Origin of the sequence: Shouchella oshimensis, from assembly GCF_002019765.1 — a bacterium.
Classification (GTDB): Bacteria; Bacillota; Bacilli; order Bacillales; family Bacillaceae_D; genus Shouchella; species Shouchella oshimensis.
This window is the reverse complement of record NZ_KV917380.1, coordinates 2,856,650-2,870,857: the sequence shown is the minus strand read 5'-3', so window position 1 is coordinate 2,870,857 and position 14,208 is coordinate 2,856,650. Positions and strand designations below refer to the sequence as shown.

Sequence of the window (14,208 nt, the reverse complement as noted above, 5' to 3'; positions counted from 1 at the left end):
GCTTATTCATTCTTATACTAGATAAATTTACCTATTTCTATTGTATTGTCTAATTCATCTTATATATAATATCAGTGTAGTGTAAACGGAAGGGTGATATGGGATGGGTTTTTTTGATCTAAAAGCAATATGTGCGGTCTGCGATGGTGAAGCAGGGTTACATCGTTATAGAATTGCTAACAAAGAATGGGTTTGTCCTACTTGTTATAAAAAGGCTGGTTCTAGTTTAAAGAAATTTATTGCAAAAGCGACTGCCGATGAAATCAGAGAAGCTATAGCGAAAACTAGCAATAATTCAACAGAACTGGATCATTTTAAGGCGACAAAGAAAATTGGAACACTAGTAGAATTTGATGATCATCAAAAAAAATGGTTGGTATTGTCAGAAATACTTGGAAGAAGAAATCGTTCAATCGTTTATCGATACGAGGACATACTCGACTTTGAATTACTGGATGATGGCGAATCGATTGCAAGCGGTGGCCAAGGGAGAGCACCTATTAATGGAGGGTATTTTAGTCATACCGGAACAATGGCTGGAGGTTTAACTGGCAAGCGTAGAACCCGGGGTGTGTGTAATAGTTTACAAATTAAAGTAACGATGAATGATATAAATGATCCAGTCGTTTACATACATTTTTTGAAAAATGCTAAGTCAAAAAGAGATGAAATGGTGTATAGGTCTTTATTTGAACAAGCTCAAGAATGTGTATCGACGTTTCAGGTTATTTGTGATCGGGAGAATAATCAAAAGCCCCTTACTGAAACAGCTTTTTCAGTAGCAGATGAAATTAAAAAATTTAAAGAATTACTTGACGATGGAATCATTACAGAGGAAGAATTTCATAAAAAGAAACTTGAGCTTTTACGTTAAAAAGAACCCTTATTGGTATTGCCCCTAAAAAGTTAGAGTGCCAAGCTAGCATTTGGGGTGTAGCACCATTAAGGGTTTATTTGTATGACCGTAAGTTAGAGAGGCTTTTATTCATTATCGCTAATTAGAGAAGGATAGGTCATCATAAGGAAACTGGTTCCTTTTAAGAAGAGGCTAGAGAAAAACGCTAAAAAAGTAGAAATTCTTTTATTTTTCGACAGCAATATTTTTATTGTTGCTATATAATAAACATTAATCACATCCTACGTCACCGTAGTGAAGAGAGGGGCGTCTGTCTTGTCTAATTATCTATATCAACTTGTTAGCGATTATCTAAGTATAGAAGGGAATAAGCAAGTAGACATCTCAAAAGCAACAGGAATTTCGAAGCCGCTCATTTCTATGTTTGTGGATAAAAAAGGTCAGAAAGATCTGCAGTTTTCTAATTCCTTTGCTATTATTCGCTATATTGAAGAAGAAGATTACTTAGATGTAATGGATGATTACTGTCGGACGTTAACGAAGCCAATTGGTATTTTAAGTTCCCTCGAATATGCTTCGAATTTTAACAGGAGAGATTTGCTTGATGATTTGTTATCTGTTCATCAAGACCATAAAGGCGAAGTAAAGGAATGGATAGACATATACCGGTTTGAGCGGGATAAAGGTTTACTGACTCCAGAAATGGCATGGGAGAGATGCCGAAGCTTATTTGGAAAAGTGACCATACCAGAAGCGCTGTTAAAGCTGGAGTTAATTGAATCTACTTTAACATTCAAACATAATTTTTACGATATGAACAATTTTCTTGCGAGAACAGATCGAAAAGTACATGTATTGCGAGAAGGGTTTTTAAAAGATTCGTTGTTACTTAAATATGATTTACAACGAGCTTATGATAGTTTATATAACCGCATGGATATTCAAGATGCAATACAAAATGCGAATAAAATTCTTAAGAGCCCGCTAGCCTCGGATTTCATTGTAGCTAGTGCGAATCACTTACTTGGACATGCCTATCAAGGTCATTCTGTTGATTTGGCTATTCGTTATTTGGAGATGGCTCAAGCTTGTTATAAAAAAGCAAATTCAAAGAAACATGAACAGATGGAACAAGATATAGCATTTGTGTTGAGTATTAACAATGTCATTCATGATCGCTGTTTAAGCTGTGGAGATGAAGAAGAAGTTGCTCATCAACATTACGTTCGAGGGGAGGTGAATAAGGCACTACGGTTGCTTAAAAGTCAAAGTCAACTAAGTCCTTTTGGTAAGCTCTATTTAGGTTTATGTACAAAAAATGTACATCATGTGTTTGAAGGTTACGGCGAAATGAAGCAAAGTGGCAATAATTACTTTGCAACGTTCTTCACAACAAAGCTAGATAGTATAATTTAAAGAGGTGTTGGCGTATAAAAAAGGTAATGATAAGTATCATCGTTGTGATGTTATTTTTACTAAGTTCGCCGTTTGCTCAACTGACAACGGGTACTACACCTGATTTAGTTGAAGTAAAAGGCGGACCGACGCAACCCGGCGGAACTTAATAGGACTGTGAAACCATTCTAACTATATAGATAAAGAAACTACATTTCGATATATAATATAAAGACTCCTCAGAGAGTCTTTTTTCGTTTTGCTAGAGTTTTGTGGAGGGACGCTCTTATTTCTCGATAAAAAATGATGGTGTTCATAAACAGAATTCCCCCGATTACTCTGACGGTACGTGCAAGCCACTCTAGCTCAATTGTTACAGAAAGCATAGTGAGGGTTGGTCCAAGTGCAAGCAGTAAAAGCATGATCGTACGTATGACTACAGTGTAGCAAGAAGAATGAAAAGTAGGAATCATTTTAATTGTAAAGGGGTAAAGTGGAGTAGTGCGAGGACAACAATATTTATTTGAACTAGGCATTTGTTTTAACCGTGGTACAATCGTTACATAAGATAAAAGAAAAACGTCCACGGAGTGTGAGGAGTCATGCAGTTATACAAGACACACATTATTCATCCCCATACCCACGTACCTCTTATTGTATATTATAATCAAACAGAGGGATTTGTTAGCTTTGAGCGAGATGAAAAGGTTTTAAAAGCAATTTATAATGTAAAGCGTGACTTGGCATTAAACAAGCAGTTTCAAGAGAGTCTTCGAAGAGCTACACAACTTTGTCAAACTCAATATCCACTTGATACGTTAAGGCAAGCAGAGCAGTTCTTAAAGAAGCTTGGTATTGAGGAACAAAGTATAAAGTTCGAGAAAGTGCTGCTTCATTAAACTAGCGCATGGTGTCAGGATTGACTGAAACCATGCGTTTTGTCATTAGTTTAACAGTTGTTTGAGTGCGACTTCCAGTTCGTTGTACTGAAATGTGAAACCGTGTTGAATGGCTTTACGAGGAAAGATGTAGGCTCCATCAAGGATAAGCGTACTCATTTCGCCAAGAGTGGTCTTTAAAGCAAAAGACGGTGCAGGCAGCCAATGGGGACGATTCATTACTTGAGCAATGGTTCGATTTAGTTGATTCATGCGAACCGGGTGAGGGGCTGTTGCATTTAAAGGACCAGAGATCGCTTCTTTTTCAATAGCAAATAAGAATAAACGAATTAAATCGTTACTATGAATCCAAGACATCCATTGCTTTCCTGATCCTACTTTCCCGCCGACAAAAAGTTTGTAGGGGAGAAGCATTTTCGGAAGTGCGCCTCCTTCTTCATCGAACACAATGCCAATTCGCATATATACTGTTCGAATACCAAATTCTGAGGCTAAGGATGCGGCATTTTCCCACTTTTGGGTTACCTCACCAAGAAAAGGTGTGTTCGCCGGCTCATCCTCTTCTGTAAATTGTTTTGTATCAGAATAGCCATAGTAGCCCATAGCTGAACCATTAACTAAAACAGTGGGCTTTTTCTTCAGTTGTTTCATTATGGAAATGAGTTCGGTGGTTGCTTCTAGTCGGCTTGAGAGGATACGTTCTTTTTTTAATGCTGTCCACCTGCCCATGATTGATTCTCCTGCCAAATTAATAAATGCGTCTGTTCCTTCTAAATGCTCAGCAGGAGTGGCCTCTGGCTGAAGCCATTCTACATAGGAAACGTGTTCTTTGTTTTGCTTATTTGCTGCATTTCGCGTTAAAATAGTGACGGAATGTCCTTGTTCGACTAAATAGTGTGTTAATTTTTGACCAACTAATCCCGTACCTCCAGTAATAGCAATGTTCATGTTTTAAGCTCCTTTATAATTGTTTGTTTTTGTTATACCCTTTACCGTAACGAATAACACGTTAAGGCATGACTAATAAAGAAAGGAGCGAGATTGTTGCCGACTATATCAAAGATTACGGTGCAAAAAAAGGCAAAGCAGCGATACAATATTTATGTACTTGATCGTCAAATAGAGCGTTATTCATTTAGTGTTGATGAAGACATCCTTATTAACTATAACCTGCGCAAAGGGATGGAGCTTGATGAAGCGGCTATGAAAGAAATTGCCGAAGCAGACGAGGCAAAGAAGACGTTTCACTTGGCCGTTCATTATTTATCTTTCCGAATGCGTTCTGAAAAAGAAATGAAAGAGTATTTAGTAAAGAAAGAGCGGGAAGAGAGTCATATCTCGCAAGCCATTCAGCGGTTAAATTCGGAAGGATTGATCGATGATTTGGCGTTTTCACATGCTTTCGTTCGATCAAAAGTAAATCAGGGTTTCATTGGACCGACTAAATTAAAGCAGCAACTTTATGAAAAGGGTGTTGCTGAAAAACATATAGAAAGTGCTTTGAGTGAGTATGATGTTGAATGGGAAATCAATCGTCTTCAACGGTGGAAGGACAAGCAAGATCGAAAATCGGGTATCGTTAAAGATTCAAAACAGCAACAACTAAAAAAATGGCAAACCCAGCTTATGACGAAAGGCTTTAGTTATGAGGCTATAAGCCAACTAATGCGCACATTTACAGATGAAAAGAACAACGAAGAAGAGCGGGAAGCATTAGCGTATCAAGGAGAAAAATTGTTTCGGACTTATAAAAAAAGATATACTGAACCTTTTGAGTTAAAACAGAAAATGATTCAAGCATTATACCGAAAAGGTTTTTCGTTTGACGATTGTAAAGCGTACGTAGATGAACAAATGAGAGGAATGTCTGAGTAAATGGAAAAGCGATTTAGTGACATGGATGAATATGAGCTAAAGCTAGAAATTTCAATGTTAAACGAAAAAGCTAAAAAAGCTGAGCAGTTAGGTAATAGTAATGAATTTGCCGTTTATGAAAGAAGAAAGACGATTGCACAGTCTTATTTAGTAGACCCAGAATCCATTGAACCTGGACAAGCGTATCGAATGACTGATGGGGTTACAATATTCGAAGTATCGTATATGAATGGCCGTTTTGCTTGGGGGTATCGAACAGGTGAAAGGGAGTTGGCAGGAGTTCCGATCTCATTATTAGCTGATAAACTAACGGATTAGTAATAAAAAGAGGCTTTCGTAATGAAAGCCTCTTTTTATAGCGCTAGGTACGTTTTCGCATCTGCGCTTCAAGCACGATATTGTGTTGACTTTGTTGGGTTTCACCATTCACTTGGTGGAAGGCGTGCTTTGAATTGGCACGCGGTGACATGAACGGATCTTGGTACAAACTGCTAAAACGCGATTGACTTTTTTCCTTACCCATGAATCATTCCTCCCAGTATTAAAACGTTTTAAAGTGGTTGGACGAACTCATTCGTTCTTTTGGACGATCATTAATCGATCCATCCGGGCGCTTAGATGCGTTTGCATCAGCGTTATCGGCTTCTTTGCCATCAAACGAAATCGGATTTGGAAAGTTTTTCGCTTTATTTCGCACTCGTGAAACCCCCTCCGCCTTATCGGCTTACCATTAATATGACCGAATGAGCAGCTAATTATTGAAGGGAATTATAACCAGGTCATGTAATAATTTTTAACTTCTTTCTTAACGTTTCTTCACTGTAGACCCACCCTGTATAAGAGGTTATAACGTTTAGCTGTTCATCCATCTTAACGATTGCAACAAATGGATAATATCCGTTGCTGCGATAGCGTAGGTCAACAAAACGCACTTCATAGCCGTTGTCATCTGTTGCCTCCATCTCCCAACGATAGGTTGGTGAAAAAGAGAGGAATGCGGCTAAATTTTTGTCTGAACGTGCTGCTTGCATAACACGATCGTTTGGAATCGGATCAAACGTATAGCTTTCAAAGAAATGAATAACCCGATCTTTTGATTGTGCAACGTACAGCATTTCGGGTGTTCGGATGACTAAATGCCATCTGTGCCAACGAATCGTTGGAGATACAAAAATGTGTGAAGCGTTTGGGTGTATTTGTCGTGCTTGGCGAACAACTTTTTGTTTTTGTTTATAACGCCAAACATAGTAACAAATGAGAAACAAATAAATCCCAATAAATGCTGGGCCTGGTGGTAGACCAATAATCCAAAGCATAATGCCGAAAACATGAGAGCCGAAAATAACAGGGTCAAAAATATTAATAACACCAAGTGCAATCCACCTGTTGCTTATCGGACGCAATGCTTGGGTCCCATATGCGTTGAAAATATCAACAAACACATGTAAGAAAACGGAGATAGCGGCCCATAAAAGCAATGTCGGCCAATGAGCGTCTTGAAAAAAGAGCATCAGACCACCTGAGATAATAAACGGCCAAAGAGACAATGCTGGTAATGAATGGGTAATACCTCGGTGGTGACGAATATAAACGGCATTATTTCGTAATTTAAGAATTGTATCGAAATCGGGAGCATTTGAGGCTACTAAGGTTGTAGCTAAAACGGCTGTCGCCATATAAGGAGATGCTGAGACATTTGGATCTAACGTCGCAAGTCCAGCCAGCCCCACACCCATAACAATATGTGTGGATGTATCCATTCTCTTAAACATCCTCCTTTAATTGTGAAACATTTGAACGTTATTAAGCGCTACAATTGTTACGCATTTTTTTAACTTATGCTATAGTTATACCCGTCGTGAAGTAAACTAAGCATCCTTTCATGATGAATGTATTGATCCGACAAGTCAAGATAGTAGGTGATTGTTTGAAAAACCTTAATCAACATAAAATAGAGTCGTTTCAAACCAATTTAGTTCATTGGTATGAGCAACATAAACGAGATCTCCCTTGGAGAAAAAATCAAGATCCTTACCAAATTTGGGTTTCTGAAGTCATGCTTCAACAAACAAGAGTCGATACTGTTATTCCTTATTATGAACGTTTTATGCGATTGTTTCCAGAAATGGACGATTTGGCCTATGCAGAGGAAGACGCGATTTTAAAAGTGTGGGAAGGTTTAGGCTACTATTCCAGAGTGCGTAATTTGCAAAAAGGTGTTCGTGAAGTGGTAGAGCATTATGGAGGGCAAGTACCAAAAAGTAGAAAAGAGATGGAATCATTAAAAGGTGTAGGTCCATATACAGCAGGGGCTATTTTAAGTATTGCCTATGATTTGCCAGAACCGGCAGTAGACGGGAATGTCATGCGTGTGTTATCACGTGTATTTCATGTAACAGATGATATCGCTAAGCCGAGTACGAGAAAAATTCATGAAGCCATTCTATACGAAGCGATCGATAAAAACAATCCGTCTAGTTTTAATCAAGGGTTAATGGAGCTAGGCGCACTTGTCTGTACACCTACATCACCTGGTTGTTTACTCTGTCCAGTAAGGGAACAATGTGAAGCATTTTCTTTAGGACTGCAAGAAGCGTTGCCGATAAAAAGTAAGAAAAAGAAAGCAAAAACAATTCATTTAGACGCGTTCCTTCTCATTGATCAAGACAAGAAAGTCTATATTGAAAAACGCCCGTCTGAAGGATTATTAGCTGGGTTATGGCAATTGCCAATGCTGCCACAAGCGTCTTCAGACGATGAAAGACAAGAAAGTCTTCAACAGGCGTATGAAATAACAGAAAAAGTTCATAAGCAACCTTTTCATGTAAAACATGTTTTTAGCCATATTATTTGGGAAATTGATCTTTATATAGGTGATGTTTCTTTATTAACAGTTCCAGAGCAATGGAAAGCTGTATCGAAAGAAGAAATAGAAGGATATGCGTTTCCAGTATCCCAACAAAAAGTTTTAAGCTATTGTCTAGAGGAGGGTTTAATTTGAATCTGCAGTTAAAAGGAAAGACTGTATTTGTCACAGGTGGAACGAAAGGGATAGGCAGAGCGATTGCGCTTGCATTTGCTGATGAAGGATGTAAAGTGGCTGTATGTGCAAGAGGAGAAGGGGAAACGTTTCCGACTGACATTCCCGTAATTTTAGGGGACGTGACCAAATTTGAAGAACGAGAGCGGATTTTTCAAGAAGTGACAGCACGAATTGGTCCAATAGATATTTTAATTAATAACGCAGGCGGAAGTAATGGTGCGGAAATTGAGAAGACCACAATGGATGAATTTCAACAAGCGTTTGAATTAAATTATTTTTCTGCGGTCCATTTTTCGAAACTTGTTTTACCAGGAATGAAAGCAAACAAAGAAGGCGCCATTATTCAAGTTAGCTCCATTTTTGGTCGCGAGTCAGGTGGAAAAGCAACGTATAACAATGCAAAAGCAGCGTTAATTAGTTTCACTAAAGCATTAGCTGATGAAGTCATGCATGAAGGCATTCGCGTTAATAGCGTTGCACCAGGAAGCGTTTTACATCCTACTGGTAATTGGCAGAAACGCCTTGATGAAAATCCAGAAAAAATAAACCAGTTTGTACAAACGAACATTCCAGCAGGGCGTTTCGGTAAGCCTGAAGAAATTGCGGATGTCGTCGTATTTTTGGCTTCTTCAAAAGCTAGCTGGGTAACTGGGTCGAGTTTACAAGTTGATGGTGGACAATCAAAAATGAACATGTAGATAGGGATGAAATCGAATGAATGAACGGACAACCACCCTTAGATCGGTGTGGAGGTCAGGTACTCGATAGATAGACAGGGCTAATTCGCTAAAGGTTTACGAATGAACTTAAATGGAAAAGCCCTGTTTGACTATTATAAACCTGGTGTTGTATCGTCTTCGTTTTGCAAATGGATTTCAGAAATTTTCTGTTTGGTTTCTTCTGTTCCTAATGCATAAAGTCGATCGTATATATCATTCATACCAGTTTGATATTCGTCTTTATCAGCATCAGCTGTTACATCATCAAAGTGCTTAAAGCTAAAGAGGTTTCCCAGCTCCACATCGTGCTTATGAACTTCACGAAGGAGCCGTTCAAATTCTTCCTTTTCTGCTTCAGTAGCAGAAATTTCGTATTCAATTAATTGTCCATCATCTACTTTTGTTAAGCTAATCGTGTCCATACTAATTGGATTTAGATTAACGTAGTAAAGTTGTTTGCTATTATCCATCGTTTTGCTCCTTAATCATAATGAACTTCTGTCCCGCTGGTCCATGTAGCTTGTTGATGAAGTCCACCACGCTTTTCGATTTCTTCAATAATGGCTTTATGCTTTGAATTTCCTTGTACGTTTAGATAAGCAGTCATTTGTTGCATTCCGTGGTGAAAGAAGGCTAGTTCTTTATCAGTCCAATCTTCTGGCTTTACCATTTCTAATTCAGATAAATCTCTTCCTACATACATGGCGTATCCCTCCTATTGTTATTAGATTGTCTGTTATAAACGGTGCCTATACGTTATAATGAGTCGAATAGACACAGTAAATAATTGGAGGATTACATATGGAAAGAAAAGTTGCATTAATTACTGGAAGCAGTCGTGGAATTGGTAAAAAGATTGCCATTAAACTTGCTCAACAAGGCTATAATATTGTCATTAATTTCGCGAGAAGCCGTTCTCAAGCAGAAAAAACAGCTGAAGAAATTCGTGCATTAGGTGTAGACGTGTTAACGATAAAAGCGAATGTTGGCAAGCAAGACAAAATTAAAGAGATGTTTACGGAAATTGATGAGCGTTTCGGACGATTGGACGTTTTTGTTAATAATGCAGCTTCTGGCGTTTTGCGTCCTTTAATGGAGCTTGAAGAAAGCCATTGGAACTGGACAATGGACATTAATGCAAAAGCACTTCTTTTTTGCGCTCAAGAAGCAGCAAAACGAATGGAAGTAACAGGCGGAGGGAAGATCGTTAGTTTAAGCTCACTTGGCTCCATTCGTTATTTAGAAAATTATACAACAGTAGGTGTATCAAAAGCCGCTGTTGAATCATTAACACGTTATTTAGCTGTTGAACTCGCTCCTAAAGGCATTGTTGTGAATGCCGTTTCTGGTGGTGCTGTTGATACAGATGCATTAACCCATTTTCCAAATAGAGAGGAATTGCTAAAAGATGCTGCTGAGCGAACACCGGCAGGAAGAATGGTTGAAGCAGATGATTTAGCAAAAGCAGTTATGTTCTTACTATCAGACGATTCCAGTATGATTTGTGGTCAAACGATTATTGTAGATGGTGGCATTTCGCTTCTGGCATAGCTTCAAAAAATGTTTGTATAGAAATCACCTCCTCGGGAAAAGTTAAATAGCGTGGAGGTGATAACCATGAACAACAAAGCATCTAAAACAAACAAAAACCAAGTGAAGAAGCAAAACCAAGCTTCTGAACAAGGGTACAACGCTGAATTCGCAAGTGAAACAGATGTACAAGAAGTGAAAGAGCAAAACGCTCAGTCAGCTTCTAAGAAAAACCAACAGTAATTGTTGGGAAAGAACACCTTTTTCCATTCGGAAGAAAGGTGTTTTTTTCTGTCACATTCCTTCTATATTTGCGTTATAGAGTGTTTACGTTTTAAATAAAGTATGAACATTGTATAATATAAATGTAGAGTAGCGTTGGATAGTAAACAATTTGGTAAAAATAACACCGAAAGGAGAAACGTATGAGCTTTCCTAAGGAAGGCAGCACCATCCAAATACAAAGTTATAAACATAATGGTACGCTTCATCGAATATGGGAAGATACAACGATTTTAAAAGGGTCTTCCAAAGTAGTGATTGCGGGTAATGACCGAATCATTGTACGAGAATCTGATGGTCGGCATTGGCGCACAAGGGAACCAGCGATTTGTTATTTTGATGCGGACCAATGGTTTAATACAATTGGTATGATTCGCGCAGATGGGATTTATTACTACTGCAATATTGGAACACCATTTACATGGGATGAAGAAGCACTTAAATATATTGATTATGACTTGGATATTAAAGTATATCCTGATATGACGATGAAGCTGCTTGATGAAGATGAGTATGAACTGCATAGCAAATTAATGCATTATCCTCCTGAACTTGACGCGATCTTGAGACGGAGTGTAGATGAATTAATTTCTTGGATTCATCAACGTAAGGGTCCATTTGCACCTCAATTTGTTGAAAATTGGTATGAACGGTATTTGCAATATCGGTAAAGGTGAGCTTGTGAAAGCAAGCTTACTTTTTTCCTGAGAAAAGAGGTTTAACTTGAATACGATTAAACGTTATATGTTTTTTGTGAAACCATACAAAAAGCAAATTGGTATTACCATTATCATTGGCATCTTAAAATTTGGGATTCCGCTTTTATTCCCTCTAGCCATGATGTACATCATTGATGATATTTTACTAAACGAGACGATGACAACGGATGATCAGTACAATCAACTATACTGGATACTTGGTGGAATGGCTGTACTTTTCATCGTATTACGTCCACCAATTGAATATTACCGCCAATATTTTGCTCAGTGGATTGGAAACCATATTCTATTTGATATACGCGATCATCTATTCACCCATATACAAAAGCTAAGCTTACGATTTTACTCTAATCGTAAAGTGGGAGAAATTATTTCTCGTGTTATTCACGACGTAGAGCAAACAAAGAATTTTGTTATAACAGGTCTAATGAACGTATGGCTTGATTTAGCAACCATTGTGATTGCCATTATTATTATGTTAAATTTAAATGTTTGGTTAACGCTCGTCGCCATTTCAATGTTCCCGTTTTATGGTTTTTCAATTAAATATTTTTATCAGCATTTGCGAAAATTGACTCGGGTACGATCACAAGCATTAGCTGATGTTCAAGGTCATTTACATGAACGTGTTCAAGGGATGAATGTTATTCGAAGCTTTGCAAATGAGGATTATGAGCAAAACCAATTTTCCCACCGGAACAAAAACTTCTTAACAAAAGCTCTTGACCATACAAAATGGAATGCTAAAACCTTCGCAGTTGTAAACACAGTCACGGATATAGCTCCACTACTCGTGTTATTTGTTTCTTCTCTATTTGTCTTGCAGAATGGTTTAGAAATTGGTGTTATGAGTGCATTCGTGCTTTATATGGAACGGTTATATGGACCATTACGTCGGTTAGTGAATTCGTCCACAACATTAACACAATCCATTGCGTCTATGGATCGAGTGTTTGAATTTATTGATGAGAAATATGATATAACAGACAAGCCAAGTGCAACAGCCCTGACGCATGTTGATGGAAAAATGACGTTTGATCGTGTCTCCTTTTCATATAGCGAGAATGACCACCCCATCCTGAAAGATATTCGATTAGACATTCCAGCAGGACAAACTGTTGCTCTTGTCGGAATGAGTGGTGGCGGAAAAAGCACATTGGTCAGCTTAATTCCACGTTTTTATGATGTGACAGCTGGACGTATACTAATTGATGGTAAAGACATTCGTGATTTAGAAGTACGGACTTTACGTGATCACATTGGTATGGTGTTACAGGACAATATTTTATTTAGTGATAGTGTCAAAATGAATATTAAAATTGGAAAGCCAGATGCAACAGATGAAGAAGTGATAACGGCTGCAAAAGCAGCAAACGCCCATGATTTTATTTTAGGCTTGGAAGATGGTTACGATACAGAAGTAGGGGAAAGAGGCGTTAAGCTCTCTGGCGGGCAAAAGCAACGAATTGCAATTGCACGTGTTTTCTTGAAAAATCCGCCTATTCTTGTATTTGATGAAGCAACGTCTGCTCTGGATCTAGAGAGTGAGCATTTTATACAAGAGGCACTCGAAAAGTTAGCGAAAGACCGGACAACGTTTATAGTGGCTCATCGATTGTCTACTATTACAAATGCAGATCAAATCGTTGTAATTGAAGACGGAACGGTAAAGGAACAAGGTACACACCAAGAATTAATGCAGGCACAAGGTGCTTATTATAAGCTTTACAGTGTACAAGAAGTATAAAACCCAGGAGGGGAACCTCCTGGGTTTTATTGATTTTCATCTTCTGGGGCATGAGTGTGATGATTTTCTACTAATGTATCTAAATGCTCCAGCTCTTGCTGGTATTCAATTAATGCTGAAATGGCAGGTAGAAAGCTGTGCCATTGCGACAAGTCGAATTGTTCTTCTTCATAGAGGGTCACAAAAAGATTGGTCATTGTTGATTGACCTTTTTCAATTTCGTCAACATATTCATCAGTTGCATGGGTATTCACTTTTCCGTTATAACGTAAAATAATCCGTTGATGATAATCAGTTAGTGACAAAATTTGTTCTTCAATACGACTTTGCACATTTTCCGGCAGCTGCAAGTAATCTTCAGATCGCTTTTCAATTGCTTCAAGAGCTTGATACGCTTTCTCAGTTGTTTGGATCATTTGTCTAAAAACCACAACTCTTCTTCGTTGTGAGAACGTTTTGGCGCGAAAGTAATTTCGCTCTTCTCGGTATAAAGAGAAAAGATTATTCGCTTTATCAAGTTCTGTACGTTGATGTTTAATATCTTCTCTAAGTGCGATTGTATCCGCATCATGGCGTGCAAGAAGATTTAACCACTCCTGTATCGCATCGGTTACAGTTGTCACCTTATCAAACACTTTATTTTCATACCTCGGTGGGATAAAGGCTAAATTTACAAGAAAAGCAGCTACAATACCGATTAGTACAAGGATAAAGCGTTCAGAGGCAAACTGGAGAAAATTATCAGATGGGCTTTCCATTATAATAATAATCGTCACGATTGCTGTTGGAATGATGGCCGCTTCAAGTTTTAGCTTAATAAAGATGGCGATAGAGAGGGTAACAACAACCCCAACAACAAATGGTTCGTGCCCAAACGTCATGACAAATAAAACACCAATGGTTGCGCCAATAAGGTTGGCTTGAACTTGATGGCTAAAGGTTCGTAACGTCCTAAATAAAGACGGCTGAATTGCGAAAGCAGCAGCAATGGCTGCAAATGTTGGTGGGCTAATGCCAAGCCATCGTGCTAAATAAAGAGCTAAAACAACTGCTAATCCCGTTTTTAATATCCGTGCTCCAAGTCTCATGTACGGATGTTTCCTTTCTTTTAGTCATCATTGTTTATATCTCTTACTCTTATAC

At 38.3% G+C, this 14,208-nt stretch carries 19 protein-coding genes; 12 read left to right on the top strand and 7 right to left on the bottom strand.

Going from position 1 to position 14,208, the window contains the following annotated elements; genetic code table 11:
• Window positions 1-103: 103 nt before the first annotated feature.
• From BK583_RS14620 to BK583_RS14610, 4 genes are all read left to right on the top strand, one after another.
• Complete coding sequence (locus tag BK583_RS14620) at window positions 104-874, top strand: DUF4428 domain-containing protein (protein WP_055735124.1); 771 nt, start codon at window positions 104-106, stop codon at window positions 872-874.
• Window positions 875-1,171: 297 nt separating this feature from the next.
• Window positions 1,172-2,272: an AimR family lysis-lysogeny pheromone receptor gene (locus BK583_RS14615; protein ID WP_055735123.1), complete on the top strand. Its 1,101-nt coding sequence runs from the start codon at window positions 1,172-1,174 to the stop codon at window positions 2,270-2,272.
• A gap of 26 nt (window positions 2,273-2,298) precedes the next feature.
• Window positions 2,299-2,421, top strand: a complete 123-nt coding sequence (locus BK583_RS21310) for a hypothetical protein (RefSeq protein ID WP_269083154.1) — start codon at window positions 2,299-2,301, stop codon at window positions 2,419-2,421.
• Between the two features lie 432 nt (window positions 2,422-2,853).
• Window positions 2,854-3,150, top strand: coding sequence for a hypothetical protein (locus tag BK583_RS14610; RefSeq protein WP_035395575.1), 297 nt, complete (start codon window positions 2,854-2,856; stop codon window positions 3,148-3,150).
• A gap of 45 nt (window positions 3,151-3,195) precedes the next feature.
• Here BK583_RS14610 and BK583_RS14605 read toward each other — a convergent pair whose 3' ends face one another.
• Complete coding sequence (locus BK583_RS14605) at window positions 3,196-4,098, bottom strand: TIGR01777 family oxidoreductase (protein ID WP_055735122.1); 903 nt, start codon at window positions 4,096-4,098, stop codon at window positions 3,196-3,198.
• Window positions 4,099-4,194: 96 nt separating this feature from the next.
• On the opposite strand from BK583_RS14605, the gene recX reads away from it, so the two are divergent.
• Complete coding sequence (gene recX, locus BK583_RS14600; protein WP_038478344.1) at window positions 4,195-5,025, top strand: recombination regulator RecX; 831 nt, start codon at window positions 4,195-4,197, stop codon at window positions 5,023-5,025.
• Window positions 5,026-5,343: a YfhH family protein gene (locus tag BK583_RS14595; protein WP_038478347.1), complete on the top strand. Its 318-nt coding sequence runs from the start codon at window positions 5,026-5,028 to the stop codon at window positions 5,341-5,343.
• A 43-nt stretch (window positions 5,344-5,386) separates the two neighbouring features.
• On the opposite strand, the gene BK583_RS14590 is transcribed toward BK583_RS14595, so the two are convergent.
• The 3 genes from BK583_RS14590 to BK583_RS14580 all read right to left on the bottom strand — a co-directional run bounded on the left by BK583_RS14590 (window position 5,387) and on the right by BK583_RS14580 (window position 6,785).
• Complete coding sequence (locus BK583_RS14590) at window positions 5,387-5,548, bottom strand: YpzG family protein (protein WP_078440197.1); 162 nt, start codon at window positions 5,546-5,548, stop codon at window positions 5,387-5,389.
• Between the two features lie 18 nt (window positions 5,549-5,566).
• Window positions 5,567-5,722 (bottom strand): small acid-soluble spore protein K, encoded by a 156-nt coding sequence (sspK, locus tag BK583_RS14585; protein ID WP_038478350.1) that lies wholly within the window; start codon window positions 5,720-5,722, stop codon window positions 5,567-5,569.
• Window positions 5,723-5,804: 82 nt separating this feature from the next.
• Window positions 5,805-6,785 (bottom strand): metal-dependent hydrolase, encoded by a 981-nt coding sequence (locus BK583_RS14580; protein ID WP_038478353.1) that lies wholly within the window; start codon window positions 6,783-6,785, stop codon window positions 5,805-5,807.
• Window positions 6,786-6,952: 167 nt separating this feature from the next.
• Here BK583_RS14580 and mutY point away from each other — a divergent pair, with 167 nt between their 5' ends.
• Both mutY and BK583_RS14570 read left to right on the top strand, forming a co-directional pair.
• On the top strand, window positions 6,953-8,026 hold the full coding sequence (gene mutY, locus BK583_RS14575) for an A/G-specific adenine glycosylase (RefSeq protein WP_055735121.1): 1,074 nt from the start codon (window positions 6,953-6,955) through the stop codon (window positions 8,024-8,026).
• Window positions 8,023-8,766: an SDR family NAD(P)-dependent oxidoreductase gene (locus BK583_RS14570; protein ID WP_055735120.1), complete on the top strand. Its 744-nt coding sequence runs from the start codon at window positions 8,023-8,025 to the stop codon at window positions 8,764-8,766. The genes mutY and BK583_RS14570 overlap by 4 nt, the downstream gene beginning before the upstream one ends.
• 134 nt (window positions 8,767-8,900) lie before the next feature.
• Here BK583_RS14570 and BK583_RS14565 read toward each other — a convergent pair whose 3' ends face one another.
• Window positions 8,901-9,257 (bottom strand): hypothetical protein, encoded by a 357-nt coding sequence (locus BK583_RS14565; RefSeq protein ID WP_038478363.1) that lies wholly within the window; start codon window positions 9,255-9,257, stop codon window positions 8,901-8,903.
• Window positions 9,258-9,268: 11 nt separating this feature from the next.
• Entirely contained in the window at window positions 9,269-9,490 is a 222-nt protein-coding gene (gene yfhS / locus BK583_RS14560) for a mother cell protein YfhS (RefSeq protein WP_055735119.1), read from the bottom strand.
• Window positions 9,491-9,588: 98 nt separating this feature from the next.
• On the opposite strand from yfhS, the gene fabL reads away from it, so the two are divergent.
• The 4 genes from fabL (at window position 9,589) to BK583_RS14540 (ending at window position 13,065) form a co-directional block, all read left to right on the top strand.
• Entirely contained in the window at window positions 9,589-10,338 is a 750-nt protein-coding gene (fabL, locus tag BK583_RS14555) for an enoyl-[acyl-carrier-protein] reductase FabL (protein ID WP_055735118.1), read from the top strand.
• 66 nt (window positions 10,339-10,404) lie between these two features.
• Complete coding sequence (locus BK583_RS14550; RefSeq protein ID WP_035395587.1) at window positions 10,405-10,560, top strand: gamma-type small acid-soluble spore protein; 156 nt, start codon at window positions 10,405-10,407, stop codon at window positions 10,558-10,560.
• Window positions 10,561-10,742: 182 nt separating this feature from the next.
• Complete coding sequence (gene ntdP, locus BK583_RS14545; RefSeq protein ID WP_038478372.1) at window positions 10,743-11,270, top strand: nucleoside tri-diphosphate phosphatase; 528 nt, start codon at window positions 10,743-10,745, stop codon at window positions 11,268-11,270.
• 52 nt (window positions 11,271-11,322) lie between these two features.
• Complete coding sequence (locus BK583_RS14540; RefSeq protein WP_038478376.1) at window positions 11,323-13,065, top strand: ABC transporter ATP-binding protein; 1,743 nt, start codon at window positions 11,323-11,325, stop codon at window positions 13,063-13,065.
• 26 nt (window positions 13,066-13,091) lie between these two features.
• On the opposite strand, the gene BK583_RS14535 is transcribed toward BK583_RS14540, so the two are convergent.
• Window positions 13,092-14,153 (bottom strand): aromatic acid exporter family protein, encoded by a 1,062-nt coding sequence (locus BK583_RS14535; RefSeq protein WP_038478379.1) that lies wholly within the window; start codon window positions 14,151-14,153, stop codon window positions 13,092-13,094.
• Window positions 14,154-14,208 lie beyond the last annotated feature (55 nt).